This is a genomic window from Microbacterium sp. Z10_103, assembly GCF_058310455.1.
In genome coordinates, this window is the sequence record NZ_JBZEGK010000001.1 from 821,960 (window position 1) to 848,027 (window position 26,068).

Annotated in this window: 26 protein-coding genes; 20 read left to right on the plus strand and 6 right to left on the minus strand. The window is 69.7% G+C overall.

Annotation, left to right across the window (positions count from 1 at the left end):
• The first annotated feature begins 3 nt into the window (after window positions 1-3).
• Window positions 4-861 carry a diaminopimelate epimerase gene (gene dapF / locus AC4FS2_RS03745; protein WP_491153394.1) on the plus strand — a complete coding sequence of 286 codons (858 nt, stop codon included), beginning with the start codon at window positions 4-6 and terminating at the stop codon, window positions 859-861.
• A 16-nt stretch (window positions 862-877) separates the two neighbouring features.
• Here dapF and AC4FS2_RS03750 read toward each other — a convergent pair whose 3' ends face one another.
• Window positions 878-1,519 (minus strand): class I SAM-dependent methyltransferase, encoded by a 642-nt coding sequence (locus AC4FS2_RS03750; protein ID WP_491153393.1) that lies wholly within the window; start codon window positions 1,517-1,519, stop codon window positions 878-880.
• A 101-nt stretch (window positions 1,520-1,620) separates the two neighbouring features.
• Between AC4FS2_RS03750 and hflX the strand changes: the two genes are divergently transcribed.
• Entirely contained in the window at window positions 1,621-3,162 is a 1,542-nt protein-coding gene (gene hflX, locus AC4FS2_RS03755) for a GTPase HflX (protein ID WP_491153391.1), read from the plus strand.
• A gap of 67 nt (window positions 3,163-3,229) precedes the next feature.
• Here hflX and AC4FS2_RS03760 read toward each other — a convergent pair whose 3' ends face one another.
• Both AC4FS2_RS03760 and AC4FS2_RS03765 read right to left on the minus strand, forming a co-directional pair.
• A complete protein-coding gene (locus AC4FS2_RS03760) occupies window positions 3,230-3,793 on the minus strand; it encodes a hypothetical protein (RefSeq protein WP_491153390.1) in 564 nt (187 codons plus the stop codon).
• A 98-nt stretch (window positions 3,794-3,891) separates the two neighbouring features.
• Entirely contained in the window at window positions 3,892-5,808 is a 1,917-nt protein-coding gene (locus tag AC4FS2_RS03765; RefSeq protein ID WP_491176372.1) for a prolyl oligopeptidase family serine peptidase, read from the minus strand.
• A 160-nt stretch (window positions 5,809-5,968) separates the two neighbouring features.
• Between AC4FS2_RS03765 and AC4FS2_RS03770 the strand changes: the two genes are divergently transcribed.
• Together AC4FS2_RS03770 and metE are read left to right on the plus strand one after the other, a co-directional pair.
• Complete coding sequence (locus AC4FS2_RS03770) at window positions 5,969-6,919, plus strand: methylenetetrahydrofolate reductase (RefSeq protein ID WP_491153386.1); 951 nt, start codon at window positions 5,969-5,971, stop codon at window positions 6,917-6,919.
• Window positions 6,916-9,243 carry a 5-methyltetrahydropteroyltriglutamate--homocysteine S-methyltransferase gene (gene metE, locus AC4FS2_RS03775; RefSeq protein ID WP_491153384.1) on the plus strand — a complete coding sequence of 776 codons (2,328 nt, stop codon included), beginning with the start codon at window positions 6,916-6,918 and terminating at the stop codon, window positions 9,241-9,243. Before AC4FS2_RS03770 ends, metE begins: the two co-directional genes overlap by 4 nt.
• A 111-nt stretch (window positions 9,244-9,354) precedes the next feature.
• Here the strand turns inward: metE and lexA are convergent, their stop codons facing one another.
• Complete coding sequence (lexA, locus tag AC4FS2_RS03780; protein ID WP_491153382.1) at window positions 9,355-10,035, minus strand: transcriptional repressor LexA; 681 nt, start codon at window positions 10,033-10,035, stop codon at window positions 9,355-9,357.
• A gap of 253 nt (window positions 10,036-10,288) precedes the next feature.
• Between lexA and AC4FS2_RS03785 the strand changes: the two genes are divergently transcribed.
• Genes AC4FS2_RS03785 through AC4FS2_RS03810 form a run of 6 tightly spaced genes read left to right on the plus strand, consistent with a single transcriptional unit; the run spans window position 10,289 to window position 14,553 of the window.
• Complete coding sequence (locus AC4FS2_RS03785; RefSeq protein WP_491153380.1) at window positions 10,289-10,639, plus strand: LysM peptidoglycan-binding domain-containing protein; 351 nt, start codon at window positions 10,289-10,291, stop codon at window positions 10,637-10,639.
• A 29-nt stretch (window positions 10,640-10,668) separates the two neighbouring features.
• Window positions 10,669-11,754 carry a histidinol-phosphate transaminase gene (locus AC4FS2_RS03790; protein WP_491153377.1) on the plus strand — a complete coding sequence of 362 codons (1,086 nt, stop codon included), beginning with the start codon at window positions 10,669-10,671 and terminating at the stop codon, window positions 11,752-11,754.
• Window positions 11,751-12,365: an imidazoleglycerol-phosphate dehydratase HisB gene (hisB, locus tag AC4FS2_RS03795; RefSeq protein WP_491153375.1), complete on the plus strand. Its 615-nt coding sequence runs from the start codon at window positions 11,751-11,753 to the stop codon at window positions 12,363-12,365. Before AC4FS2_RS03790 ends, hisB begins: the two co-directional genes overlap by 4 nt.
• Window positions 12,362-13,012 carry an imidazole glycerol phosphate synthase subunit HisH gene (gene hisH, locus AC4FS2_RS03800; RefSeq protein ID WP_491153373.1) on the plus strand — a complete coding sequence of 217 codons (651 nt, stop codon included), beginning with the start codon at window positions 12,362-12,364 and terminating at the stop codon, window positions 13,010-13,012. Before hisB ends, hisH begins: the two co-directional genes overlap by 4 nt.
• Before the next feature lie 46 nt (window positions 13,013-13,058).
• The gene (priA, locus tag AC4FS2_RS03805; RefSeq protein ID WP_491153371.1) at window positions 13,059-13,811 is read left to right on the plus strand and encodes a bifunctional 1-(5-phosphoribosyl)-5-((5-phosphoribosylamino)methylideneamino)imidazole-4-carboxamide isomerase/phosphoribosylanthranilate isomerase PriA; all 753 of its coding nucleotides are present in this window, start codon (window positions 13,059-13,061) and stop codon (window positions 13,809-13,811) included.
• A complete protein-coding gene (locus tag AC4FS2_RS03810; RefSeq protein WP_491153370.1) occupies window positions 13,789-14,553 on the plus strand; it encodes an SseB family protein in 765 nt (254 codons plus the stop codon). The genes priA and AC4FS2_RS03810 overlap by 23 nt, the downstream gene beginning before the upstream one ends.
• A gap of 339 nt (window positions 14,554-14,892) precedes the next feature.
• Here AC4FS2_RS03810 and AC4FS2_RS03815 read toward each other — a convergent pair whose 3' ends face one another.
• Window positions 14,893-15,297 carry a DUF1844 domain-containing protein gene (locus AC4FS2_RS03815; RefSeq protein WP_491153369.1) on the minus strand — a complete coding sequence of 135 codons (405 nt, stop codon included), beginning with the start codon at window positions 15,295-15,297 and terminating at the stop codon, window positions 14,893-14,895.
• Window positions 15,298-15,506: 209 nt separating this feature from the next.
• Between AC4FS2_RS03815 and infC the strand changes: the two genes are divergently transcribed.
• From infC to pheT, 10 genes are all read left to right on the plus strand, one after another.
• Entirely contained in the window at window positions 15,507-16,184 is a 678-nt protein-coding gene (gene infC / locus AC4FS2_RS03820; protein WP_491153367.1) for a translation initiation factor IF-3, read from the plus strand.
• 48 nt (window positions 16,185-16,232) lie between these two features.
• On the plus strand, window positions 16,233-16,427 hold the full coding sequence (gene rpmI / locus AC4FS2_RS03825; protein ID WP_491153365.1) for a 50S ribosomal protein L35: 195 nt from the start codon (window positions 16,233-16,235) through the stop codon (window positions 16,425-16,427).
• A gap of 29 nt (window positions 16,428-16,456) precedes the next feature.
• Window positions 16,457-16,840 carry a 50S ribosomal protein L20 gene (gene rplT / locus AC4FS2_RS03830; protein ID WP_484509641.1) on the plus strand — a complete coding sequence of 128 codons (384 nt, stop codon included), beginning with the start codon at window positions 16,457-16,459 and terminating at the stop codon, window positions 16,838-16,840.
• 114 nt (window positions 16,841-16,954) lie between these two features.
• A complete protein-coding gene (locus AC4FS2_RS03835; RefSeq protein ID WP_491153363.1) occupies window positions 16,955-17,788 on the plus strand; it encodes a TrmH family RNA methyltransferase in 834 nt (277 codons plus the stop codon).
• Between the two features lie 51 nt (window positions 17,789-17,839).
• Entirely contained in the window at window positions 17,840-18,604 is a 765-nt protein-coding gene (locus AC4FS2_RS03840; RefSeq protein WP_491153362.1) for an amino acid ABC transporter ATP-binding protein, read from the plus strand.
• Window positions 18,605-18,640: 36 nt separating this feature from the next.
• On the plus strand, window positions 18,641-19,546 hold the full coding sequence (locus AC4FS2_RS03845; RefSeq protein ID WP_491153361.1) for a glutamate ABC transporter substrate-binding protein: 906 nt from the start codon (window positions 18,641-18,643) through the stop codon (window positions 19,544-19,546).
• A 61-nt stretch (window positions 19,547-19,607) separates the two neighbouring features.
• Window positions 19,608-20,264 (plus strand): amino acid ABC transporter permease, encoded by a 657-nt coding sequence (locus AC4FS2_RS03850; RefSeq protein WP_491153360.1) that lies wholly within the window; start codon window positions 19,608-19,610, stop codon window positions 20,262-20,264.
• A complete protein-coding gene (locus AC4FS2_RS03855; RefSeq protein WP_491153359.1) occupies window positions 20,261-21,181 on the plus strand; it encodes an amino acid ABC transporter permease in 921 nt (306 codons plus the stop codon). Before AC4FS2_RS03850 ends, AC4FS2_RS03855 begins: the two co-directional genes overlap by 4 nt.
• A 46-nt stretch (window positions 21,182-21,227) precedes the next feature.
• A complete protein-coding gene (pheS, locus tag AC4FS2_RS03860; RefSeq protein ID WP_491153358.1) occupies window positions 21,228-22,268 on the plus strand; it encodes a phenylalanine--tRNA ligase subunit alpha in 1,041 nt (346 codons plus the stop codon).
• On the plus strand, window positions 22,268-24,787 hold the full coding sequence (gene pheT / locus AC4FS2_RS03865) for a phenylalanine--tRNA ligase subunit beta (protein WP_491153357.1): 2,520 nt from the start codon (window positions 22,268-22,270) through the stop codon (window positions 24,785-24,787). Before pheS ends, pheT begins: the two co-directional genes overlap by 1 nt.
• Before the next feature lie 72 nt (window positions 24,788-24,859).
• On the opposite strand, the gene AC4FS2_RS03870 is transcribed toward pheT, so the two are convergent.
• Window positions 24,860-25,993, minus strand: coding sequence for an AAA family ATPase (locus AC4FS2_RS03870; RefSeq protein WP_491153356.1), 1,134 nt, complete (start codon window positions 25,991-25,993; stop codon window positions 24,860-24,862).
• Window positions 25,994-26,068 lie beyond the last annotated feature (75 nt).

The following is a 26,068-nucleotide window of genomic DNA, read 5'->3' on the forward strand; positions in this document are numbered from 1 at the left end:
GGCATGCCGATTTCGCTCCCGTTCACCAAGGGCCACGGCACCGGTAATGACTTCGTCCTGATCGCCGATCCCGACGGCGAGGTGGACCTCAGCGACGCGCAGGTGGCGGTGCTCTGCGACCGGCACTTCGGCATCGGCGCCGATGGGATGCTGCGTGTCGTCCGCTCGGCCTCCATCGCGGAGGGGTCCGATGCGGCCGCGGCCGGCGCGGAGTGGTTCATGGACTACCGCAATGCCGACGGGTCGAAGGCCGAGATGTGCGGCAACGGTACCCGTGTCTTCGCGAAGTACCTCTCCCAGACCGGGCTGGCGAGCCTCGACGGCGGGCTGCGCATCGGAACCCGCGCCGGCGTGAAGACACTCACCCGCAGTGAGGACGGCCTAGAGGTGGACCTGGGCCGCTTCCGGATCGAATCGGGGGACACTCTCGTTCGTGCACGAGGCCTGGATATCGCGCGCCCGGGCATCGGCATCGACGTGGGCAACCCGCACATCGTGGTCGCGCTGTCATCCGCCGCCGAGCTGGAGGGCCTCGATCTGACGTATCAGCCCGTGCTGGAGCCGTCACCGGCACGCGGGGCCAACGTCGAGTTCGTTGTGCCGTCCGATCCGCTGGTCCGCGACGGCGTGGGCGAGATCAGCATGCGGGTCTTCGAACGCGGAGTGGGCGAGACCCTCAGCTGCGGGACAGGCGTGGCCGCTGCCGCCCTCGCAGTTCGCCACTGGGCAGGTCAGGCGGCGCCCGATCGCTGGGTCGTCGACGTCCCGGGCGGGCGCCTCGGCGTCCGCGTGCACGAGGGTTCGGTGATGCTGTCCGGACCCGCATCCCTCGTCTATTCGGGCGAGATCACGCTCTCCTGACCCGCGCCCTGGGGTGTCACGGCAGCGTGATCGTCCCGGTCTCGGGCGTTCCGTGCCGGCGCACCTTGAGCACCCGGTAGCCGCGGGACGTCGCGGCGCGCTGCACCGTGAAGCCTCGCGGGAAGGTCGCGTCCAGCCACCGCTGCAGCGAGTCCGAACCGAGGTTCCGCTGCACGACCAGCCACGCGTCCGATCGGACGTCCAGGCGGGGGATCCAGTGCTCGAGCATGTGGTGCAGCTCGTTCTTGCCCACGCGGATCGGGGGATTGGAGCGGATGGTGCGGAAAACGACGTCCGAGGGAACATCCTCGGGGTGGGCCGCGTTGACGTTATTAAGCCCCAATTCCTCGGCATTGCGCCGCACGAGGTCCAAGGCCCGTTCATTGACGTCGACCGCCCACACCGTGGCGCGAGGCGCCTCCAGCGCCAGTGACAGCGCGATCGGGCCCCAGCCGCAGCCGAGATCGAGGAAGTGACCGCCGGCGGGCGGGGGAGGCGTGTGGGACAGCAACACCGCCGTACCGGCATCGAGCCGGTCGGGGCTGAAGATTCCCGCCGCCGTCGTGACCTCGCGGTCGTGCCCCGCCAAGGTCACGCGGATGCGACGGAACTGGGCGGAACTGGAAGGCGACGCGCTGAAATAGTGGTCGCTGCCCATGCCGGAAGCGTAGCGGAGACCGTCCCGATGGCGGGACAGTTAGAGTGCAGGGGTGCCCGACCGGGCGGTAACCGGCCGGTCAGGCATCGAGAAAGGATGATATGACGGACACCACCACACCCCGACACGGGCACCAGCTGCCCGTTTCGAGCACCGATGAGACCCGGGTCGACCCCGTGGATCGTGTGCTCGAGCGTGCCGAGGCTCGCTCCGGGGTCAGTGTGTTCGGGGCCGCTCAGGCCCTGCAGGACGAGACCACGGTGAGCTACGGCAACAGCGACGGCGAGCAGTGGGAACGCGAGGAACGCGCCGCGCTTCGCCGCGTCGTCGGGCTCTCCACCGAACTGGAAGACGTCACCGAGGTCGAGTACCGCCAGCTGCGGCTGGAGAACGTCGTTCTCGTGGGCGTTCACGCCCAGGGCGAGCAGGGGGACGCGGAGAACTCCCTGCGCGAACTCGCCGCGTTGGCGGAGACGGCCGGTGCCGTCGTGCTGGATGGCGTGCTGCAGCGGCGGCCGCATCCCGACCCCGCGACGTACGTCGGCCGCGGCAAGGCTCAGGAGCTTCGCGACATCGTCGCTGCCGTCGGCGCCGACACGGTCATCGCCGACACCGAGCTCGCCCCCAGCCAGCGCCGTGCGCTCGAAGATGTCGTGAAGGTCAAGGTCATCGACCGTACGACGGTCATCCTCGACATCTTCAGCCAGCATGCGAAGAGCCGCGAGGGCAAGGCGCAGGTCGAACTGGCCCAGCTCGAATACCTCCTACCGCGTCTGCGCGGCTGGGGTGACTCGATGAGCCGCCAGGCCGGTGGCCAGGTGGGTGCCGGCGGTGCCGGTATGGGCTCACGCGGTCCGGGTGAGACGAAGATCGAGCTCGATCGACGCCGCATCCGTACGCGCATGGCCCTGCTGCGCCGACAGATCCGCGACTTCGCGCCCGCCCGGGACGCCAAGCGCGCCGAGCGCAAGCGCAACGTCATTCCCGCCGTCGCGATCGCCGGATACACCAACGCGGGCAAGTCGAGTCTGCTGAACCGCCTCACCAGTGCGGGCGTGCTCGTGGAGAACGCGCTGTTCGCGACGCTGGATGCGACGGTGCGTCGGTCGGAGACCGTCGACGGCCGCGTGTACACCCTCACCGACACGGTCGGATTCGTCCGCAACCTGCCGCACCAGCTCGTCGAGGCGTTCCGCTCCACGCTCGAGGAGGTCGGCGACGCCGACGTCATCGTGCATGTCGTGGACGGGTCGCATCCCGACCCGGCGGCCCAGCTGGCGACGGTGCGGGATGTCATGGGGGATGTCGGCGCCCGTTCGACGCGCGAGATCGTCGTGTTCAACAAGGCGGATCTCCTCGATCCCGATACGCGAATGGTGCTGCGGGGCCTCGAGCCCAGCGCGCTGTTCGTCTCGTCGCGGACCGGCGAGGGGGTCGGCGAGCTGCGCGCGGCGATCGAGGAGGCGCTTCCGCTTCCCGCGGTCGAGGTGCGCGCGGTCGTGCCCTACGACCGGGGCGAGCTCATTTCGGCGGCCCACGACTCCGGGCTGATCCTGGCCGAGGAGCACCGTGCCGAAGGAACGTACCTGCACGCGCACGTGGGGGAGCGGCTCGCTGCCGAGCTGGCACCCTTCGCATCCTGACCCGCCACGTGCGTGAATCGGCTGCCACACCGAGGGGTGCGGCAGCCGATTCACACGCGTCGGGGACTTAGAAGGGCGTGGGGCCGTACCCCTCCGGCACGATGAGGATGCCGACGACGAGGCCGTCCTCGTTCACTGCCACGCGGCCGGTCATCTCCCCGGCCTCGCAGACCAGGGTGGTCGCGCCCACGACGGTGCCGACGACCTCGTCTTCTTCGGCAGCGATGGTGGCCCCGCCGGGCATCTCCACGCGCGTGTCGCGGAGGCTCTGCAGCGCACCCACCTCACCGAGCACCGTTCGCCACGTGTCGGCGATGCGCTCGCGCGGAAGCTCCTGCGCGGTGACCGGATGCATGATCTCGGTCAGCCTGCCGTAATCGCCGGTCGCGATGAGCGTGAACACGAGCTCCGTCGTGGTGCGGACCTCCGCCACGCCCCGCCGGGGGAGCGGTTCGCCGCCTACCGGATCCACCGGCTTCCCGAACCGCTTGAATGCTGCCTGCCTCGTCATTCCCAATTCCCTCCCGATATCGGCCCATGTCCGCCCCGCCGCCCGCGCCGCATCGACGGCGGACTCCAGTCGGCGGCGGGCATCCTGCACTGCTTGCTGTGCTGCCCGGATCTCATCCATGTCGATAGTCAACCAAAGGTTGACGCTGATGTCAACCGACCGTTGACACTCGGTGGGCAGCGGGGTCGGTGCCGCGGCGCGTCGGGCTCGACGGGGTGTCAGGTCGAGAGCGTGATCGGCGGGACCCCTGGCGTCTCGAAGCCGAAGATCTGGCCGAGGAACGCCAGCTCGCTCTCCAGGGCGTGCGCGATCGTCTCGCCACGGCGAAAACCGTGGCCCTCGCCCTCATAGAGCACATACGCGTGCGGGATCCCCTGGGCCGCAAGAGCATCACGGATCGCCTCCGCCTGCGACGGCGGGACCACCGCATCCTCGGCCCCCTGCAGAATCAGGATCGGCACGCGGAATCGCTCGGGGCGGCTCAGCGGGGACCGCTCGCGGTAGAGGGCCTCGGCCTCCGGCAGCGGACCGATGAGTCCGTCCAGGTAGCGCGCCTCGAAGTCGTGCGTGTCCTCTGCCAGCGTCCGCGCGTCGCCGACGGCATACCGCGCGATTCCCGCCGCGAACACATCCGTGCCCACGAGCGCCGCCAGCACCGTCCAGCCACCGGCCGACCCGCCGTCGATCGCCAGGCGCTTGCCGTCCGCGTCGCCGCCGGCCACGAGTCCCTCCGCGGCGGCAGCCACATCGTCCACGTCGACGATGCCCCACTGCCCCTTCAGCCGATCACGGTAGATCCGCCCGTAGCCGGTGGACCCGCCGTAGTTGACGTCCAGCACGCCGATCCCGCGACTGGTGAAGTAGGCGATCTTCGCGGATGCTGCCGGCCCGACGTGTGAGGTCGGGCCGCCGTGGACGAGGACGATGCAGGGCGGCAGCTCGCCCTCCACGCCGGTGTAGTGGGGGTTCGTCGGCGGATAGGAGAAGGCGTGCACAGGGCCGTGCGGCCCCTCCGCCGTGAGGCTCCGCGGGCGCGGCATCCAGTCCTCCGGGAGAACCGGCGTGCCACCGGCCACGAGGACGGCCTCCTCCGCGTCGACATCCATCATCCACAGCCCACCCTGCTGATGCGGGCTGCTGCCCGAGACCAGCACCCTTCGGCCGTGGGCGTCCTCCACGAGGGCGCCTGATGTGACCGGCACCGGCAGCGTGCGCTCGTTTCCGTCCGTCAGAAGCACCAGCTGGTCGGCACCGTCGGTGCGCACCGCGACGAAGCCGCCGTCGATGGGCGCGAACCACCGGGAACCCAGCACCCAGAGTGCGCCGCCGGTGTCGGCATCGGCGGGGGCGATCGGATGCGGCGTGCCGCCGACCCGCGTGCCCCACAGGTTCCACCTGCCGGACGCGTCGTCGAGGAACGCGAGTTCGTCCCGTCCTGTCCATTCCGGTTGCAGCGGCGCGCGGTCCGCGCCGCCGGCGACAACAGCCCACGTGTCGATCCGGCCGTCCTGCAGTTCGCCGACACGGAGCTCCGTGCGATCCCACGGCATGTCCGGGTGATTCCACGCGATCCAGGCGAGTCGCGTCGCATCCGGGGAGAGTGCCGGCTGCGCCACGAAATCGCTGCCGGCCACAATGCTCTGCACGGCCGCCGAGTTCGCGGCCGCGGAACCGTCCAGGGGAATCACGACGATGTCGCGTTGCGGCGTGCGCCCGGTCCCGTCCGTCTCGCGCACGGCCAGCAGCATCCCTGCCTGAACGCGCAAGCCGCCGAACCGCACGCCGTCGGCGCGGGGGGTCAGGCCTCGCGGTTGCCCGCCCGGCCGGAGTGCCCACACGCGCTGATCGCTCTTCTCGACGTAGACGAGCTCGGCGTCGTCGGTCGCTGCCCATGCGCCTCCGCCATACTCGTGCACCCGGGAACGCGCGTTCCCCGGCGCCGGCAGGACGTCGCTCACGGTGCCATCCGCCGACCGCCGTCGCACCGTCGTCCGGCCGCCCTCTTCAGGAACCGTCTGCCCCCACCACACCTCATCACCGACGAACCGCGCGCCGTCGATCCGCGGCGACGCCGCCGCCACATCGCGCGCGGAGAGGGGAGATGGCCAAGAGCCGTGGGGGAGGGGAGCAGGCATGCCGTCAGCCTAGATCGGCGAAACAGTCCGACACACCGCACCCCTCGGGAAGGGGCCGGCGGTACCGTCGAACCGCACGACCGCCCCGCCCCTGACGTCGCGTGCGCAAACCGCCGTAGGTGCTGCGCGCAGCACCCCGTTCCTCCGCCGAGAGCCCCAGATGTCCGACGATCTGCGCACCAACGTGCCGTTCTCCTTCGAGCTGTACCCGCCTCGCTCGGCGACCTCGGAGCCGGCGCTCCACGAAACGATCGCGCGTCTGGCGCGGACCGGGCCCCAGTTCATCTCCGTGACGTACGGCGCGGGTGGATCCACCGGCGGGCGCTCGCTCGACGTGCTCCGCCACATCCGGCGCACGACCGACGTCGAGCCGCTCGCGCACCTCACCTGTATCGGCAACAGCTACACCGGCGCAGCCGCACTCATCCGTGAATTCCTGGACGCGGGGATCACGAGCTTCCTGGCGCTCCGTGGCGACCCGCCGGAGGGGGTGGCCGAAGACGAGGTGGAACTCGGCGACCTTGAGAGCTCAGCGCAGTTGGTGCAACTCATCGACAGGGTGCAGGCCGAGCGTGCGCCCTACACCGAGTTCGGCATCCCCGGGCTTCCCGGGGCCGCCCGGGTGGACCGTCGCCCCCGCGTGCAGATCGCGGTCGCAGCGTTCCCCACGGGGCATCCGCGTTCGCGGCATCCTCGTCAGCACATCGATGCCCTGCTGGCGAAACAGGCCGCGGGAGCGACCCTCGCGATCACGCAGCTCTTCTTCCACGCCGACCACTACCTGGGGTTCGTCGCGCGCGCCCGCGACGCCGGCGTGACCATCCCGATCCTGCCCGGCATCATGCCGATCACCTCGCCGGCACGTCTGCGGCGCGTGCTCGAGCTCACCGGCGAGGATCTGCCGTCCGAGCTCGCCATCGCCCTCGAGGTGGAGCCCACGTCCGAGGGTCGCACCCGCATCGGAATCGATTACGCCGCACGTCTGGTCGCCGACGTGGTGGACGGCGGCGCGCCTGGCGTCCACCTCTACGCCTTCAACCACCACGACACGGTGCTCGCGGTCCTCCGCGAGGCCGGTGTCCTCACACCGCACAAGGAGACCGCGAGATGACCGCATTCCCCACCGGAACGATCCTCGGATACCCCCGCATCGGACGCCGGCGCGAGCTCAAGCGCGCCGTGGAGGCGCACTGGGCGGGCGCGCTCGACGAGGCGGAGCTCGAGGCCGCAGCGGCGGCGCTGCGTCGCGCGACGCGGGGCCGCCTGGCCGCCCTGGGGCTCGGCCGGAACGACTCCGCCATCCCTGAGTCGTTCTCGTATTACGACCAGGTGCTCGACGCCGCTGTCACCGTCGGCGCGGTCCCCGCGCGCTTCGCTGACCTGCGCGAGGCCGACGGCACCGTTCCCCTCGCGGGGTACTTCACTGCGGCGCGGGGCGCGGGGGAGCATCCCCCCTTGGAGATGACGAAGTGGTTCGACACGAACTACCACTACCTCGTGCCCGAGATCTCGCCCGACACCGTCTTCCGCCTCTCCAGTGACCGGTATGCGCGCCTGGTGGCCGAGGCGCGCGCCGACGGCTACACGACGCGGCCGGTGATCGTCGGCCCCGTGACATTCCTCGCCCTCGCAAAACCCGCCGACGGGGCGCCGGACGGCTTCCGGCCGCTCGACCGCCTCGACGACCTGCTTCCCGTGTACGCGGAACTCCTCGCAACACTCCGCGCGGCCGGCGCGGAGTGGGTGCAGCTGGATGAGCCGGCGCTGGTGAGCGAGAGCCTCCCGGAGGATGCGGCGTCCCTCGCCGCGGCGGCGGAGCGGGCGTACGCGGCGTTGGGCGGAGCATCCGACCGCCCTGCGATCCTCGTCGCAGCCCCCTACGCGCAGCTCTCCGAGCAGGCGTGGGCGGCGCTGGCCGCAGCCCCCGTCGAGGCGATCGCGGTCGATCTCACCCGGGGAGCCGTCCCGCCGGTCGTCGACGGGCTGGGCGGCAAGACGCTGGTGGGCGGCGTCATCGACGGACGCAACGTCTGGCGAGGTGATCTCGGAGCAGCGCACACCCGCCTCGCCGAGCTCGCCGCCCTCGGCTCCGCCGCTGTGGCGGCCGGGACCTCCACGTCGCTGCAGCACGTTCCGCACGATGTCGAGGACGAGCCGGACCTCGACCCCCGCCTCGCGACATGGCTGGCGTTCGCCGACCAGAAGATCGGTCAGGTGGCGACTCTGGCGCGGGGTCTTGAGGACGGCCCCGACGCGATCGCGGATGAGGTGGCCGCCGCATCCGCCGCTCTCGCCGATCGCCGGAATGCGCCCGGAGTCCGCGACGGCGACGTGCGCGCCCGCGCCCAGGCGCTGACCGATGCCGACTTCTCTCGCGGCGAGTACGGGGTGCGCGAGGTGGCACAGCGGGAGGCGCTCGGGCTGCCCGTGCTTCCGACCACCACCATCGGATCGTTTCCCCAGACCGGTGACATCCGCCGCGCCCGTGCACGCTTCGCCCGCGGGGAGATCGACACGGATGCGTACGAGGGGTTCCTCCGCGAGGAGATCGCCCGCGTCGTTGCGCTGCAGGAGGAGCTCGGACTCGACGTGCTGGTGCACGGCGAGCCCGAGCGGAACGACATGGTGCAGTACTTCGCCGAGAATCTCGGCGGGTTCGCGGTGACCCGTCACGGGTGGGTGCAGTCGTACGGATCACGCGCCACCCGACCGTCGATCCTGTGGGGCGACGTCTCGCGCCCGGCACCGATCACGGTGCGCTGGTCGACGCATGCGCAGTCACTGACCCAACTGCCGGTCAAGGGGATGCTGACAGGACCGGTGACGATCCTGGCGTGGTCGTTCGTCCGCGACGACCAGCCGCTGGGGGAGACGGCGAATCAGGTCGCCCTTGCCCTCCGCGACGAGATCTCCGACCTTGAGCGTGCGGGGATCGGGGTCATCCAGGTCGACGAGCCCGCCCTCCGCGAACTCCTGCCGCTCAAGCGCGCGGACCAGCCGGCGTACCTCGACTGGTCGGTGGGGTCGTTCCGCCTGGCCACGGCCGGCGCAGCCGACGCGACGCAGGTGCACACGCACCTGTGTTATTCGGAGTTCGCGGTGGTCATCGATGCGATCGCCGCCTTGGATGCGGACGTGACCTCGATCGAGGCTGCGCGGAGCCGCGGCGAAGTGATCGGCGACATCCGCACCTCCGGGTTCGCCCACGGCATCGGCCCGGGCGTGTACGACATCCATTCACCGCGTGTGCCTTCGGTCGCCGAGGTCGCGGAGCTGCTCGACCGCGCCGTCGATGATCTGCCGCTGCGGCAGGTGTGGGTGAACCCGGACTGCGGTTTGAAGACGCGCGGCTACGACGAGACGGTGGCGTCCCTCCGCAACATCATCGAGGCCACGCGCCGGACGCGCGCGCGTGTGGCCGCCCCCGTCGCCTGACCCCCACGGACGCCACCGAGAAACGACATCCCGGCCGAGACGTAACGCAACGCGTTGTTTCTCGGCCGGGATGTCGTTTCTCGCGCGGATGCGGAGGGGGCGGCGGCGGGGTTAGACGGCGCGCAGCACCGCCACGACGCGGCCCAGAACGACCGCCTCGTCGCCGAGGATCGGCTCGAAGGCGGAGTTGCGCGGGAGCAGCCAGGTGTGGCCGTCGCGGCGGCGGAAGGTCTTGACCGTGGCCTCGCCGTCGAGCATCGCCGCGACGATCTCGCCGTTCTCCGCAGTGGCCTGTGAGCGGATGACGACCCAATCGCCGTCGCAGATCGCAGCGTCGATCATCGACTCGCCCGACACCTTCAGCATGAAGAGGTCGCCCTTGCCCACGAGCTGGCGGGGGAGCGGGAAGATCTCCTCGACGTGCTGATCGGCGGTGATCGGCACACCGGCCGCGATGCGGCCCACCAGCGGCACGAGCGCGGCGTCGCCGACCGACGGGCCGGCGTCGGCCGGATTCTCCGCCGCCGTGCCCGGCAGATCGATCAGCACCTCCATGGCCCGGGTCTTGCCGGGGTCGCGACGGAGGTATCCGCTCAGCTCCAGCTGGTTGAGCTGGTGCGTGACGCTGGAGAGCGACTTGAGCCCGACGGCGTCGCCGATCTCGCGCATGCTCGGCGGGTAGCCGTGCCGGGCGATGGATCTCTGGATGACTTCGAGGATCGCGAGCTGCTTGTCGCTGAGGCTCTTGCGTCGGCGCGTCTGCGGCTTCTCTCGAGCGGTCGCGTCGGTCATTCTCCTGCTCCCTCCCGGGCCCGCCATGGCACCGGTCTTCGAATGTCGGAGGTCCGTGATGGTCTTCCGTCGTCGAAACCGTATCCGGTATCGGGCTTCGGATGTCGCTGCGCTCCGCGTGTCGCCTCCGATCCATGTCCGATCAGGCGTTGGTTGACACGCGAAGTATATCGAAGATAGATTCGGAAGACAGGTTCGCATCTTGCCCTCCCGGCCGAGTGCTGGATGCGAACCTTCCCCCAAAGGAGGAGCCATGGCCACCATCGCGAGCGTCGCCCCCACCACCCGCCTGCGCCTCACCGCGCGTGGTCGCCGTGTGCTGGCGTCCCTGGCCGCACTTCCCGCCGTGCTGGCGATCACGTGGGCCGCCCTCGCCGGCGGGTCCGCCCTCGCCTCGGGTGACGGGGGAGCGCCGGCAGGGACGTTCACCGAGATCACGGTGATGTCTGGGGAGTCGCTGTGGTCCATCGCCCAGGACGTCGCCCCCGATGCCGACACGCGTGACGTCGTCGACGCGATCTCGCGGCTGAACATGCTGGACTCCTCGACGGTGTCGGCCGGCCAGCGCCTGGCGATCCCTACAGAGTTCGCCGCCACCCCGTAGCCCGATCAGCTCGCCGTAGCATGGGGAGAATGACGATCCGGTTGGACGACCTCCCGCTACGCGACGATTTGCGCGGATTGGTGCCGTACGGTGCCCCCCAGGCCGCGCTGCCGATCGCCTTGAACGTCAACGAGAACACACATCCCGTGCCGCAAGAAGTGGCCGATGACATCCTCGACTCGATCGCCCGAGCGCTGCGGGACGTGAACCGGTACCCCGACCGGGAGTTCACGGCTCTTCGTGAGGCGTTCGCGGAGTACCTCGGCCACGGACTCACCCCCGATCAGATCTGGGCGGGCAACGGATCCAACGAGGTGCTGCAGCACATCCTGCAGGCCTTCGCCGGTCCCGGCCGCACGGCGTTCAGCTTCGCGCCGACGTACTCGATGTATCCCCTCCTGACCCGGGGCACCGGAGCGCGGTGGGTGGCGGGCGAACGGGCGCACGACTTCACGCTCTCACCGGAATCCGCGGCCGCGCAGGTCGCGCAGGTTCAGCCGGATGTCGTGTTCCTCTGCGCGCCCAACAACCCCACCGGAACGCCGATGGGGTTGGACGTCATCTCCGCCGTGTATGACGCCACCGACGGCATCGTGATCGTGGATGAGGCCTACCACGAGTTCGCGCCGCGGGACGAGCGTTCGGCGCTCACCCTTCTCCCGGGTCGCGAACGGCTGGTGGTCTCGCGCACGATGAGCAAGGCGTTCGCGTTCGCCGGCGCCCGGGTCGGTTACCTGGCGGCGGATCCGGCCTTCGTGGACGCCCTGCGGCTCGTGCGCTTGCCCTACCACCTCAGCGCCCTCACGCAAGCGGCGGCGGTGACCGCCCTGGGGCATGCCTCCACGATGCTCGGCATGGTCGAGGACATCATCAGCCAGCGCGATCGCATCGGGGCCACCCTCTCGGCGTTGGGCTACACGCCCTACGAGTCGTCGACGAACTTCGTCCTTTTCGGCGGGGTGGATGACCCTGCTGCCACGTGGAAGGCGCTTTATGACCGCGGTGTCCTCATCCGCGACGTCGGTATCCCGCACTCGCTGCGCGTGACTGCCGGGACGGAGGAGGAGTCCACCTCGTTCCTCGATGCCCTGGCCTCGATAGGATCGAAGGTATGACCGGAACTGGCGCGCCCCGCACCGCGACCCTGCGACGTGCCACGAGCGAGTCCTCCGTGGAGATCGAACTCGACCTCGACGGCTCGGGGCGCAGCTCCATCTCGACGAGTGTGCCTTTCTACGACCACCTCCTGACGGCGTTCGCCAAGCACGCCCTGATCGATCTCACGGTGCGCGCGACCGGCGACACGCACATCGACGCGCACCACACCGTGGAGGACGTGGCCATCGTGCTCGGTGACGCGATCCGTGACGCCCTCGGCGACAAGTCGGGCATCACCCGGTTCGGCGACGCCCTCGTGCCGCTCGATGAGGCGCTCGTGCAGGCTGTCGTCGACATCAGCGGCCGGCCCTACCTCGTGCACGTCGGTGAACCGGCCGGCTTCGAATTCCACCTCATCGGCGGGCACTTCACCGGTTCGCTCGTGCGGCACACGTTCGAGGCGATCGCGTTCCACGCCGGCTTGACCGTACACATCCGCGTGCTCGAGGGCCGCGACGCGCACCACATCGCCGAGGCCGAGTACAAGGCATTCGCGCGTGCGTTCCGGCAGGCGAAGTCGCTCGATCCGATGGTCGACGGCATCCCCAGCACCAAGGGCGCTCTGTGAGCGATAAGCCGCTCGTCGCCGTCCTGGACTACGGCTCGGGCAACATCCACTCCGCTGTGAAGGCTCTCGCTGCGGCCGGAGCCGATGCGCGCCTGACGAAGGACGCCGGACTCATCCGCGACGCCGACGGTCTGGTCGTCCCCGGAGTCGGGGCCTTCCACGCCGTCATGGAGGCACTGCGGGAGAGCCGCGGTGACGAGCTCATCGAGCGCCGTCTGGCCGGTGGCCGTCCGGTTCTGGGAATCTGCGTGGGTATGCAGGTGCTCTTCGGCCGTGGGGTGGAACGCGGGGTCGATACGGAGGGGCTCGGGCAGTGGCCGGGAGTGGTCACCGAACTGGATGCTCCGGTGCTGCCGCACATGGGGTGGAACACCGTCGAGGCGGGCAAAGGCTCGCGCCTGTTCGCCGGTCTCGAGTCCGAGCGGTTCTATTTCGTGCACTCCTTCGCGGCGCAGCAGTGGAATCTGGAAGTTCTGCCGCCGTTCCCCTCACCGGCCCTCACCTGGTGCACGTACGGCACGCCGTTCCTCGCGGCGGTGGAGAACGGTCCGCTCGCAGCGACGCAATTCCACCCCGAGAAATCGGGCGAGGCCGGTATCAAGCTGCTGTCCAATTGGATCGGCGGCCTCGGCGGGGCTACTCTCTGAGCTTGTGCCCAGCCCCGGCGCCCGCCGTCCGTTCGCACGAGGAGCCATGAACGATTTCGCGTCAAGTCCCGAGCTGATCCTGCTGCCCGCCGTCGACATCGCCGGCGGAAAGGCGGTACGGCTGACCCAGGGGGAGGCCGGAAGCGAGACGTCCTACGGCGACCCGGTTGAAGCCGCCGGTGAGTGGGCCCGGCAGGGCGCGCGATGGATCCACCTCGTCGACCTGGATGCAGCGTTCGGCCGCGGGAGCAACGGCGGGATACTCCGCAAGGTCATCAAGCAGGTGCGCGGCGTGCAGGTCGAGCTGTCCGGCGGCATCCGCGACGACCGTTCGCTCGAGACGGCTTTGGAGAGCGGTGCCGCGCGGATCAACCTCGGCACCGCCGCCCTGGAGAACCCGGAGTGGGCGGCGGATGTCATCAGCCGCTACGGCGATGTCATCGCGGTGGGCCTGGACGTCCGGGGGACGACCCTGGCTGCGCGTGGATGGACGCGGGATGGCGGCGACCTGTGGACCGTGCTCGACCGGCTGGAGAACGCCGGCTGCAGCCGCTACGTCGTCACCGATGTCACCAAGGACGGCACACTACGCGGACCGAACCTGGAGCTCCTGCGCGAGATGACCTCGCGGACCCCCAAGCCGATCGTGGCATCCGGGGGAGTGTCGAGCCTCGACGACATCGTCGCTCTGCGGGAACTCGTCCCCCTCGGCGTCGAGGGCGCGATCATAGGCAAGGCGCTGTATGCGGGGGCCTTCACGCTGGCCGAGGCGCTGGATGTCGCCGGACTCCGGCGCTGACTCCGCGGGCGTGCCCTGGGAGGGCCGCCATTTCGAGGCGAACCCGCACTCCGGCGACGACGGATCGGCAGACCCCGCGCTCCTCGCGGCCTTGCAGGGTTTCCGGGCCGGAGACGCCGACGCGGTGGCCGTGGTCGAGGCCTACCGGCACGCGCGCCTCCTGATCCCGCTCATCGCAGAGAAGGGCGACGAGGGGGTCGGACCCACCGGGTTGACCGTGGACAAGACCCAGGAGCTGTCGATCGTGACCGTCGGCGCGCCCGACGGTCGCAAGGTGCTCCCGGTCTTCACCTCGGTCGACGCGATGGGGCGGTGGGATGCGGCGGCACGCCCCGTCCCCGCCGAGGGAGTGCGTACGGCCCTCGCCGCAGCATCCGACGACACCGACCTGATCGTGATCGATCCGGGGTCCGAGACGGAGTTCGTGCTCCGTCGCCCCGCGGTGTGGGCGATCGGTCAGGGTATCCCGTGGGAACCGAGCCACCTGTCCGCGGACGTCTTCACCGGGCTGCAGCAGAGCATTTCGGGGGAGCTGGCGGTGCTCGACCTCGCGGTCGAGCCGGGCGATCCGTCCGCACAGTTGCGTGGTCCCGACCTCATCGTGCACCTCCAGCTCATGCACGGCCTGGACCAGGAGGAACTGGACGCGGTGCTCGCGCGGGTCGCCCGCCGCTGGGCGGCCGATGACCGCATCGCCGTGCTCGTGGATTCTCTGACGGTCAAGCTCCACCGTTCCGCGTAGCCGCTCCCTACCCGTAGCCGCTCACGCACCCGCAGCCGCTCACGGAAATCGAGGAGATCTCGCGGATCGAGGACCCCTTGGGCTCGATCGATCCTCGATTTCGGTGATCTCCTCGTTTTCCGGGGCACGTCACGTCGCCTCGCCCGCTGAGCCTCGCTCGCGACCAAGCGGCGACGTGGGCGAGCGGGCCCGGAAAATTTCCGAACGCGACCCGGAAATCGAGGACATCTCGCGGATCGAGGACCCCTTGGGCTCGATCGATCCTCGATTTCCGTGATGCCCTCGTTTTCCGGGGCACGGAGCCCGAAGCGAGGACCGGAGCGACGGGCCCAGCCCGGGTCAGGTGACGGGTCCCGTCCACTTCTCGCCCGGCCCCTTGCCGATCGGATCGGGGATGACGGAGGCCTCACGGAAGGCGAGCTGTACGGAGCGAAGTCCGTCGCGCAGCGAGCGGGCGTGCATGTCGCTGATCTCCGGCGCGCCCGCGGTGATGAGGCCGGCGAGAGCGTTGATGATCTTGCGGGCCTCGTCCAGGTCGGTCTGGGTTTCCGGGTCATCCGCCAGGCCGACCTTCACGGCGGCGGCGCTCAGCAGGTGCACCGCGGTGGTGGTGATGACCTCGACGGCCGGCACGTCAGCGATGTCGCGGGACGCGGATGAGGAGGCCCGCTCCTGTTCTTCCCAGCGAGCGAGACGCTCGACGTGCGGGTCGGGGATGGGGTCGCTGCCGGGGATCGAGGTCACGTGCTTCTCTCTGGTAGACTTGTGCGGGCTCCGGAGCGTTCTGCTTCGGACGTAAGAGGATTCCATCCCACCCGTTCGCCGTTCCAGGCTACCGGGTCCACGCACTCCGCCCCGCTCGTCGGGGTTGTTCGGGTGCGAGAAGCCGGCGCTGAAAGCGTCGAGCCGGGTGGCGTGCATTCCTCTTCCGCTCCCGCCGCATCCGCGGCGTGGTGGCTGACTACCCAGAAGAGGAGTTCCGTATCAGCGATCCCCGCACCAACGACCGCATTCGCGTCCCCGAGGTCCGCCTCGTCGGTCCCGCGGGTGAGCAGGTCGGCGTCGTCCGCATCGAGGTGGCGCTGCGCCTGGCCCAAGAGGCCGACCTCGATCTCGTCGAGGTAGCCCCGAACTCGAAGCCGCCCGTGGTCAAGATCATGGACTACGGCAAGTTCAAGTACGAGGCTGCGCAGAAGGCCAAGGAAGCGCGTCGCAACCAGGCGAACACCGTCCTCAAGGAGGTCCGGTTCCGTCTGAAGATCGAGGCACACGACTACATAACCAAACTGAAGCGCGCCGAGGGCTTCCTGCAGGCCGGCGACAAGGTCAAAGCCATGATCTTGTTCCGCGGCCGCGAGCAGTCCCGTCCCGAGCAGGGCGTCCGTCTGCTGCGCAAGTTCGCCGAAGACGTCGCGGAGTTCGGCACGGTCGAATCCAGCCCGACGATCGACGGGCGCAACATGGTGATGGTCGTGGCGCCGCACAAGAACAAGTCCGAGGCCAAGGCCGAGCAGAACGCTCAGCGCACCGCCAACAGGGAAGCCGCGCGTGCGGCCGCCCGTGGCGACGGGCACCCCGACGACGAGGACACGGCCGAAGAGGCTCGGCCCACCCAGGCCTCGGCCGAATAGGCCCCCACCACTCCCCGCCCGGGCGGGAACCACAACGAAGGAAGAGACATGCCGAAGCAGAAGACCCACTCGGGTGCCAAGAAGCGTTTCAAGGTCACCGGCAGCGGAAAGATCATGAAGCAGCAGGCGAACCTCCGCCACAACCTCGAGGGCAAGGCCACCAAGCGCACCCGCCGCCTGTCGCAGGACCAGGTCCTCGCCAAGGGTGACGCCAAGGTCGCCAAGAAGCTCCTCGGCATCTGAGCGCCGACGCACGTTAGGAAATAGAAGAAATGGCTAGAGTCAAGCGGGCCGTCAACGCCCACAAGAAGCGTCGCGTCATCCTCGAGCGCGCATCCGGTTACCGCGGGCAGCGTTCGCGCCTGTACCGCAAGGCGAAGGAGCAGGTCACCCACTCCCTCGTCTACGCCTACCGTGACCGGCGCAAGCGCAAGGGCGACTTCCGCCGCCTCTGGATCCAGCGCATCAACGCGGCTGCCCGTGCGAACGGCATCACGTACAACCGCTTCATCCAGGGCCTCGGCCTGGCGGGTGTGCAGGTCGACCGTCGCATGCTGGCGGAGCTCGCGGTGAACGAGCCGGCGACGTTCGCCTCGCTCGTCGCGACCGCGAAGAACGCCCTGCCCGGCGACGTCAACGCCGCGAAGACCGCGTAATCGCCGCTTCCACGATCGTGGGGCGCCCTCTTCGGAGGGCGCCCCTTTCGTTTGTCTCCGTGTCGTGGCTCCCCGGTGCCCGGTGCCGAGCGTCGGGGCCCATAGACTGAGAACGTGCTGGAAAATCCCCGCTCGCCGCGCGTTCGCGCGGTTGCGAAACTGAGTAAGCGCAGCGCGCGCCAGGAGACGGGGCTCTTCCTCCTCGAAGGTCCGCAGGCTGCCCGCGAGGCCCTCGCCTACGTGCCGGCCACCGTGCTGGAGCTGTTCGCCACCCCGTCCGCGATGGAGCGGCACGGCGACGTCCGGGACGCCGCGCGCGCCGCCGGCATCGAGGTCGAGTTCACGACCGAGGACGTGCTGGATGCGATGGCCGATACGGTCACACCGCAGGGCATCGTGGCCGTGGCCCAGCAGTCGCCGACGGCGATGAAGGACGTCTTCTCGGATTCTCCGCGCCTCGTCGCGATCTGCGAAGAGGTCCGCGACCCGGGCAACCTCGGCACGATCATCCGCGCGGCTGATGCTGCGGGCGCGGATGCGGTAATCCTCACCGGGCGGACGGTCGACCCGTACAACCCGAAGGTGGTGCGCTCGAGCACGGGCTCGCTGTTCCACCTTCCCATCGTGGTCGGAGTGGAGCTGGAGGCGGCCGTCGAGCGTGCCCACGCCGCCGGCATGCGCGTGGTGGCAGCCGATGTCGGTGGCACGGACTTCCTGGCCTCCCGGGCGGCACTGTCGGACCCGACCGCATGGCTGTTCGGCAACGAGGCGCACGGACTGGAAGAAAGCGCGCTCGCGCAGGCGGACCTGGCTCTGCGCCTCCCGATCTACGGTCGCGCCGAGTCGCTGAACCTCGCGACGGCGGCGAGTGTGTGCCTGTACGAAACCGCGTTCGCGCAGCGCGCGGGCGAGGCGTCCGGCGCCGGCGGCCCTGTTACAAGTCGATAAAGGCGGGCGTCGATCCTTGGTCGGCGTGCACGGCGCTCCTAGGGTGTGATTATGGTGACCCCCGACTCCCGTGCCACAGGCGATCCGCTCGTCGTGCTCGCGGATGTGCAGAAGCACTACGGCGAATTCCAGGCGCTGAAAGACATCAACCTCACCGTGGGCCGCGGTGAAGTGGTCGTCGTCATCGGTCCGTCGGGTTCGGGCAAGTCGACGCTGTGCCGCGCGATCAACCGGCTGGAGACGATCACGTCCGGCACGATCTCGATCGACGGCAAGGAGCTGCCCAAAGAGGGGAAGGCTCTCGCGCAGTTGCGGGCGGATGTCGGCATGGTCTTCCAGTCGTTCAACCTGTTCGCGCATCTGACGATCCTCCAGAACATCACGCTCGGCCCCATCAAGGTGCGCGGCATGAAGAAGGCCGACGCCGAGCGCGAGGCCCATGAGCTTCTGGAGCGGGTGGGGGTGGACGCGCAGGCGAACAAGCTCCCCGCGCAGCTGTCCGGTGGGCAGCAGCAGCGCGTCGCGATCGCGCGGGCCCTCGCGATGCATCCGAAGCTCATGCTCTTCGACGAGCCGACCAGCGCGCTGGACCCCGAGATGATCAACGAGGTCCTGGACGTCATGGTCGGCCTTGCCCGTGAGGGCATGACCATGATCGTCGTGACGCACGAGATGGGCTTCGCCCGCAAGGCAGCGGACCGCGTCGTGTTCATGGCCGACGGTCTCATCGTCGAGGAGCAGCAGCCGGAGGGCTTCTTCACCTCCCCTCGGTCCGACCGCGCCAAGGACTTCCTCTCCAAACTCATCACGCACTGACCCCCATCCACAGCACATCCCCCAAGGAGTCCTGACATGCGAAAGTCCCGCATCCTCACCGGCGTCGGCCTGGCCGCCGTCGCCATGCTCACCCTCAGCGCCTGCAACAGCGGCTCGCCCTCCGGCGGCTCGGGAGGCGGGGGAGAGGAAACGGCTGGAACCGAAGCTTTGTGGGAGGTCGCCACCGAGGTCGACCTGGAAGGCAGCCCCACGTACGACCGGATGGTCGAGCGGGACGGCGTCGTCGTCGGCGTCAAGAACGACCAGCCCGGCCTCGGCTACGAGGACGCCGCCTCGGGTGACCGCACCGGCTTCGACGTGGACATCGCGCGCTGGATCGCCGCATCCCTGGGCTTCGACGAGAGCCAGATCGAGTACCAGACGATCCCCTCCGCGAACCGCGAGCAGGCGATCGTGAACGGCGATATCGACTACTACGTCGGCACCTACTCGATCACCGACTCGCGCAAGGAGCAGATCGACTTCGCCGGCCCGTACTTCATCACCGGTCAGGGTCTGCTGGTCGCCGCCGACAACGAGGACATCACCGGCCCAGACGACCTCGCGGGCAAGATCGTCTGCTCGGTGACCGGCTCCACCCCGCTCCAGCGCATCCGAGACGAGTACAACCCCGGTGACGCCGTCGAGTACGACACCTACTCGCAGTGCGTCGAGCAGCTGAAGGCCGGCTCGGTCGATGCGATCACGACGGATGAGGCGATCCTCGCCGGCTACGTCGCGCTGGAGCCTGACGCCCTCAAGATCGCCGGCGATCCCTTCAGCGAGGAGCGCTACGGCGTGGGCCTGGAGAAGGGCGACACGGCGCTGAAGGAGCACATCAACGCCCTGTTCACCGACGGCGGCGACGTGTGGACCGCTCTGTTCGAAGAGCACCTCGCACCCGCCGGCATCGAGGGCGAACAGCCCGCCGTCGACCAGTGAGTTCCCGGGGCGGCGCACCTGCGCCGCCCCCTTCTCCGGCCGTTTGCGGAAAGGATCGCGCGTGGGTGTCATCACCGACAACCTCGACCTGTGGTGGACGTTCCTCCTGGGTACCCTCTTGCTGTTCGTGGCCGGAGGTGCGCTCGCGCTCGTCCTGGGCACCATCGTCGGCGCGATGCGTGTGTCCCCGATCCCGGTGGCGCGGGCGGTGGGCACCCTCTACGTCAACACCATCCGGAACACGCCGCTCACGCTCGTCTTCTTCGCCTTCTCCTTCGCCCTCCCGCCGCTGCTCGGTCTTCGCCTGACGCAGTCGGTCTCGGTGACGCTCGCGATCTGCGCCTTGGGTGTGTACACCGCGACGTATGTGGCGGAGACCATCCGTTCCGGCATCAACACCGTGCCCGTCGGCCAGGCCGAGGCCGCTCGCGCGCTGGGGCTGACCTTCGGGCAGGTGATGGGCAGCGTCGTCATGCCGCAGGCCTTCCGCTCCGTCATCCCGCCCCTGATGAGCGTGTTCATCGCCCTGCTGAAGAACACCACCGTGGCGGCGGGCTTCTCCGTCATCAACCTCGGATCCATCCGGAACTACCTGAGTGAGCGCGGCGAGAACCAGTTCGTCACGATCCTGTGGGTCATGGTCATCTTCATCGTGCTGGTGCTCGTGCTGTCCTGGGTGCAGCGCACGCTCGAGAACCGCTGGAGGATCGCGCGATGAGCAGCGTCCTGTACGACGTCCCCGGTCCGCGCGCGATGGCGCGCAACCGCGTCTTGGGCGTGCTGACGATCGTCGTCGTCGTGGCCGTCATCAGCTTCTTCGTGTGGCGGCTCGCCGCCACCGGCCAGTTCACGGCGCAGAAGTGGTCGGCATTCACGTACACCAACGTGTGGATCAACATCGGTCAGGCGACCATGCGCACGCTCGCCGCCTTCGGCACCGCCGCGGTCGGGGCCCTCATCCTGGGCTTCGTGCTCGCGATCGGGCGCCTCTCCGATCACGCGTGGGTGCGCGTGCCGTTCACGGTCGTGATCGAGCTGCTGCGGGCGGTGCCCGTGCTCGTCTTCATGTTCCTGCTGTACTACGGCCTCCCGGTGATCGGGGTGCGCATGGAGCCCTACTGGGCCGTGGTCATCGCGCTCATCGCCTACAACGGATCGGTGCTCGCGGAGGTCTTCCGCGCCGGCGTGGAGTCGCTGCCGCGCGGGCAGAAGGAGGCCGGCTACGCGATCGGCCTGCGCAAGTCCGGGGTCATGCGCCTCGTCCTGCTTCCGCAGGCGATCCGGGCGATGCTGCCGGTCATCATCGCCCAGCTGGTGGTCACGCTCAAAGACACCGCGCTCGGGTTCATCATCACCTACCCGGAGCTGCTGTTCTACGCCAAGTTCCTCGGCTCACAGGCGAGCATCGGCTCCCCGATCATCCCCGCGACGATCGTGGTCGGCGCCATCTACATCGCGCTGTGTCTCGCGCTGTCGGGCGTGGCGACACTGGCCGAGAAGCGGCTCCGGCGCTCGCCGAGGGTGGCAACCGTCGCGGGCGCCCATCAGCCGATGCAGGAAGTCACCGACACCGAGCTCATCGTCGCGCAGCGTGGGCTCGGCAAGCACGACGGGACCAGCGGCGGCGGGTTCTGACACGCACGAACGGGGCGGCACGCGCCCGTCGGTAGACTCGACTCTCGTGTCTGACGCACCCGAGATCACCCCCGACGCCGTGCAAGCGGCGGTCGACGCCGCCCTGGCGGCCATCGACGCCGCCTCCACCACCGCCGAGCTCAAGGCCGTCCGCGCGGCGCACTCCGGCGAAGGGTCACCGCTCGCACGGCTGAACGCCCGCCTGCGCGATGTCGCCCCGGAGAACAAAGCCACCTTCGGCAAGCTCGTCGGCCAGGCGCGTGGCCGTGTGAACCAGGCGCTCGCGGCCCGTGAGGCCGCGCTGGCGGAGGCGGAGACCGCCGCGCAGCTGGAGGCGGAACGTGTGGACATCACGGCGCTGCCGCAGCGTGCTCGCGTCGGGTCGCGGCATCCGCTCACCCTCCTGCAGGACCACGTCAGCGACATCTTCGTCGGCATGGGCTGGGAGATCGTGGAAGGTCCGGAACTCGAGCACGAGTGGTACAACTTCGATGCCTTGAACCTCGACGCCGACCACCCGGCCCGTCAGATGCAGGACACCTTCTACGTCGACCCGGTCGCCCGCCACCTGCTGCTGCGCACGCAGACGAGCCCCGTCCAGATGCGTTCCATGCTCACCCGCGACCTCCCGATCTACATCGTGTCGCCCGGCCGGGTCTTCCGCACCGACGAGTTCGATGCCACGCACCTGCCCGTCTTCAGCCAGTTCGAGGGCCTCGTCGTCGATGAGGGCATCACCATGGCGCACCTGCGCGGCACGCTCGACCACATCGCCCGCCAGCTGTTCGGCGCCGAGGCGAAGACCCGTATGCGCGCGAACTACTTCCCCTTCACCGAGCCCTCCGCCGAGTTCGATCTGTGGCATCCCACCTTCAAGGGCGGCGCACGATGGATCGAGTGGGGCGGATGCGGCATGGTCAACCCGAACGTGCTGCGCGCCGCGGGCATCGACCCGGAGGTCTACTCCGGCTTCGCGTTCGGGATGGGCTTCGAGCGGACGCTGATGTTCCGCTCCGACGTGCAGGACATGCGCGACATGGCCGAGGGCGATGTCCGCTTCAGCGAGCAGTTCGGGATGGTGGTCTGATGCGCGTTCCCATCGCGTGGCTGCGCGAGTACGTCGATGTTCCTGCCGACGCCACACCCGAAGACATCCTCGCCTCGCTCGTCTCCGTCGGATTCGAAGAGGAGGATGTCCACCGCTTCGAGCTGACCGGTCCGATCGTCGTCGGACAGGTGCTCGACGTCGTCGAGGAGCCGCAGTCCAACGGCAAGACCATTCGCTGGTGCCAGGTGGATGTCGGCCCATCGAACGGCGGCGTACGCGGGATCGTCTGCGGCGCGAGCAACTTCTTCGCCGGCGACAAGGTCGTCGTGACCCTCCCGGGTGCCGTCCTGCCGGGTCCGTTCCCGATCGCCGCCCGGAAGACCTACGGGCATGTCTCGGACGGCATGATCGCCTCGGCCAAGGAGCTGGGGCTGGGCGACGAGCACAGCGGCATCCTGCGCCTGACCGAACTGGGGCTCGATCCCGAGGTCGGCACCGACGCGATCGCCCTCCTCGGCCTCGACGACGTGGCGGTCGAGATCAACGTGACCCCCGACCGCGGCTACGCCCTGAGCCTGCGGGGCGTTGCCCGCGAGTACGGGCACGCCACCGGGGCGAGCTTCCGTGACCCCGGCGACCGCCCGTTCGAGGAGCTCGAGCAGCCCACCGGCGGATTCTCCGTCTCGGTCGTCGACGACGCTCCCATCCGCGGCCGGGTCGGCGCCAGCGAATTCGTCGTGCGCATCGTGCGCGGCGTCGACCCCACCCGTCCCACGCCGCCGTGGATGGTGTCGCGGCTGACGCTGGCCGGGATCCGGTCTCTCGGGGTGCTCATCGACATCACCAACTACGTCATGCTCGAGCTCGGCAACCCGATCCACGGGTACGACCTCGACACTCTCACCGGCGGCATCACCGTGCGCCGCGCTCAGGCCGGGGAGAAGCTCACGACGCTCGACGGCAAGGAACGCTCCCTCAGCGAAGAAGACCTGCTGATCACCGACGAGTCCGGCCCCATCGGCCTGGCCGGCGTCATGGGCGGCGGCGCCACCGAGATGAGCGACGAGACCCGCAACGTGCTCATCGAAGCGGCGATCTTCGACCCCGTGACGATCGCCCGGACGGCGCGTCGCCACAAGCTCCCCTCCGAGGCATCCCGCCGCTTCGAACGCGGCGTCGACCCCCTCATCCCGTTCGTGGCGGCACGCCGCGTGGCCGACCTGATGGTCGAGCACGCCGGCGGAACCCTCGACACCGAGACCGGCGGAGCCCTGTTCACCGAGGTGTTCGTCGAGGCGATCGAGTTGCCGCGCCCGTTCGTTCCGGGGCTCATCGGCGTGGAGTACACCGATGCCGAGATCATCGGTGCGCTGGAGACCATCGGCTGCGAGGTGACCGAAGCCGCCGAAGCGCCCGGCTCGTGGATCGTGATCCCGCCGTCGTGGCGGCCCGATCTGACGGACAAATGGACCCTCGCCGAGGAGGTCGCCCGGATCACCGGCTACGACCGTATTCCGTCGAAGCTGCCCATCCCGCCGTCCGGACGCGGTTTCACGCCGGCGCAACAGGGCCGGCGCCGGGTGGCGAACGCGCTGGCTGCCGCAGGGTACGTCGAGACCCTGTCGTTCGGCTTCACCACGGAGGAGCAGAACGACCTGCACGGGTCGGCGTCCGGAGCAGACCTGCCGAGCATCCAGCTCGCCAACCCCCTCGACGGGCAGAACCCGTTCCTCCGCCGGTCGCTGATCCCGGGGCTTCTGCAGGTGGCGCACCGCAATGTCTCGCGCGGGTTCACCGACTTGGCGTTGTTCGAGAGCGGGGTCGTCTTCCTGCCCGAGCCGGGCATCGACTACGGCACCGCGAGCGTTCCGGTTCCGGCCGAGCGGCCCGACCCGGAGACGCTTGCGGAGTTGGATGCGGCGATTCCGCCGCAGCCGCGCCATGTCGCGGTGCTCCTCACCGGCAACCGGATCGCCAAGCAGCCGGGCCAGCCGGTGGCGCCGTTCGACCTGGCCGACGCCCTCGACGCGGTCCGTACGATCGCGGCGGCCGCCGGGGTGCACATCGACGTCGCGCAGTCCCAGCGTGCGGCGTTGCATCCGGGGCGAGCCGGCGTGCTGACAGTGGGCGGCGTCGAGGTCGGATATGTGGGGGAGCTGCTCCCGGCCGTCGCCGAGAAGTCCGACCTGCCCGGGCGCGTCCTCGTGGCCGAGCTGAACCTCGATGCGCTGCTCCAGGTCGCGGGTGACCGCGTCGTCGCCGCATCCCTCTCCGGCTACCCTGCCGCCACGCAGGACGTGTCGCTGGTGGTGGATGGTGCGGTGCCCGCCGCCGATGTGCGTGCGGCGATCGTCGAGGGGGCGGGTGAGCTGCTGGAGTCGCTGCACCTCGTCGACGACTACCGCGGCCCGGGCCTGCCCGAGGGCGGCAAGAGCCTGACGTTCGCGCTGCGCTTCCGCGCACCCGACCGCACGCTCACCTCCGCCGAGGCTACCGAGGCGAAGCTTGCCGGCGTCGCCGTCGCGGCCGAGCGCTTCGGTGCGGCGCTGCGCGACTGAGAGCGCCCCGCGTCCCGTTTCGCGGGCCGCGGGCCGCGGGCCGCGGGAGGACGTTCGCGCCGCGCTCGCTGTCTAGCGCGACCCCCAGTGCCACGACGGCCGGTCGAGGGTGCCCTGGCCCGCCACGCGCGTGCCGCCGGCGGCACCCTCGAGCCGGTGCAACGCGGCCCCCGTGTCGGCCAGGGAGGCGGCAAGGGGCTCGGCGTGCGTGACCACGAGCACTTGAGCGTCGTCGGATGCGGCGGCGATCAGCTCGGCGAGGGGTGCCAGGAGATCGGGGTGCAGGCTCGACTCCGGTTCGTTCAGGACGATGAGCGGTGGAGGCTCGGGGGAGAGCAAGGCCACCGCCAGAAGCAGGTAGCGCAGCGTTCCGTCGGAGAGCTCTTCGGCCGAGAGTGCGCGCAGGAGTCCGCGCTGGTGCCACAGGAGGCGAAAGCGTCCGTCGTCGACGCCGATCTCGACACGACTGCCGGGGAAGGCTCGTTCCACCTGCGCATCCAGGCGCCCGCCGAACCCGGCCTCGCGGATGCTCTGCCAGGCCGCGGCGAGATCCGCCCCGTCGTCGGCCAGGCGGCGCGTGCGGGTGCCGACCTGCGGCCGGCGCGCGGGAGCGTCCGCATCCACGCGGAAGTGATCGTAGAACCGCCAGGCCGACAGCTGGCGGCGCAGCGCCAGCAGCTCGGGGGCGGCCTCCCCGTCGGCGAGGTCGGTCACGATGCTCTCGTACGGCGTGAGCTGCTGGCCGAGGGTCCGCCAGGCGCCGTCGCGCACCCGGGCGACCGCGCGCAGCCGGTCCACGAGCAGGCTCGACGGCCTGGCCGCGCGACCGGTGAACACCTGCTCGCGTTTGATTTCGGGATCCCGGGCGAAGAGGCTCGACTGCTCGGTCTGCGGCAGACCCAGGTCGACGAGATATCCGAAATCGTCGGAGGCGAAGCCGAGCAGCACCGCCACCGGACCGCGGCGCCTCGTGCCCTCTTCGCCGCCACCGTTTTCCGGACCGGCCCACACGAGCGAGGACAGGCCGCCCTCGCGCGCCACGGCGCCGACGAGCCCGCCGGCGGCGACGGTGGACAGGAGGCGCAGGGCCCGGTACAGGTTTGACTTTCCGGAGCCGTTCGGTCCGGTGACGACCGTGAGGCGGCCGAGCGGCAGGACGACGTCGCGCAGTGAGCGGTACCCCGCGACGGCGAGCGTGGTGAGCATGCGTCCATCCTGGCCTGGCGCTCCGACGCCGCCGGATGTGCGGCCGGTTCGCGTAGTGATGTCCCACATCTGCAG

Excerpts from the sequence above, each read along its gene's own strand:
- dapF (WP_491153394.1), top strand. The coding sequence starts at position 4 with ATGCCGATTTCGCTCCCGTTCACCAAGGGCCACGGCACCGGTAATGAC.
- AC4FS2_RS03845 (WP_491153361.1), top strand. The coding sequence starts at position 18,641 with ATGCGAAAGTCCCGCATCCTCACCGGCGTCGGCCTGGCCGCCGTCGCC.
- AC4FS2_RS03810 (WP_491153370.1), top strand. The coding sequence starts at position 13,789 with ATGTCGCCGGACTCCGGCGCTGACTCCGCGGGCGTGCCCTGGGAGGGC.
- metE (WP_491153384.1), top strand. The coding sequence starts at position 6,916 with ATGACCGCATTCCCCACCGGAACGATCCTCGGATACCCCCGCATCGGA.
- pheT (WP_491153357.1), top strand. The coding sequence starts at position 22,268 with ATGCGCGTTCCCATCGCGTGGCTGCGCGAGTACGTCGATGTTCCTGCC.
- AC4FS2_RS03750 (WP_491153393.1), bottom strand. The coding sequence starts at position 1,519 with ATGGGCAGCGACCACTATTTCAGCGCGTCGCCTTCCAGTTCCGCCCAG.
- rpmI (WP_491153365.1), top strand. The coding sequence starts at position 16,233 with ATGCCGAAGCAGAAGACCCACTCGGGTGCCAAGAAGCGTTTCAAGGTC.
- AC4FS2_RS03770 (WP_491153386.1), top strand. The coding sequence starts at position 5,969 with ATGTCCGACGATCTGCGCACCAACGTGCCGTTCTCCTTCGAGCTGTAC.
- lexA (WP_491153382.1), bottom strand. The coding sequence starts at position 10,035 with ATGACCGACGCGACCGCTCGAGAGAAGCCGCAGACGCGCCGACGCAAG.
- rplT (WP_484509641.1), top strand. The coding sequence starts at position 16,457 with ATGGCTAGAGTCAAGCGGGCCGTCAACGCCCACAAGAAGCGTCGCGTC.
- AC4FS2_RS03840 (WP_491153362.1), top strand. The coding sequence starts at position 17,840 with ATGGTGACCCCCGACTCCCGTGCCACAGGCGATCCGCTCGTCGTGCTC.
- hflX (WP_491153391.1), top strand. The coding sequence starts at position 1,621 with ATGACGGACACCACCACACCCCGACACGGGCACCAGCTGCCCGTTTCG.
- AC4FS2_RS03765 (WP_491176372.1), bottom strand. The coding sequence starts at position 5,808 with ATGCCTGCTCCCCTCCCCCACGGCTCTTGGCCATCTCCCCTCTCCGCG.
- AC4FS2_RS03785 (WP_491153380.1), top strand. The coding sequence starts at position 10,289 with ATGGCCACCATCGCGAGCGTCGCCCCCACCACCCGCCTGCGCCTCACC.
- AC4FS2_RS03870 (WP_491153356.1), bottom strand. The coding sequence starts at position 25,993 with ATGCTCACCACGCTCGCCGTCGCGGGGTACCGCTCACTGCGCGACGTC.
- priA (WP_491153371.1), top strand. The coding sequence starts at position 13,059 with ATGAACGATTTCGCGTCAAGTCCCGAGCTGATCCTGCTGCCCGCCGTC.
- AC4FS2_RS03855 (WP_491153359.1), top strand. The coding sequence starts at position 20,261 with ATGAGCAGCGTCCTGTACGACGTCCCCGGTCCGCGCGCGATGGCGCGC.
- AC4FS2_RS03760 (WP_491153390.1), bottom strand. The coding sequence starts at position 3,793 with ATGGATGAGATCCGGGCAGCACAGCAAGCAGTGCAGGATGCCCGCCGC.
- hisB (WP_491153375.1), top strand. The coding sequence starts at position 11,751 with ATGACCGGAACTGGCGCGCCCCGCACCGCGACCCTGCGACGTGCCACG.
- AC4FS2_RS03790 (WP_491153377.1), top strand. The coding sequence starts at position 10,669 with ATGACGATCCGGTTGGACGACCTCCCGCTACGCGACGATTTGCGCGGA.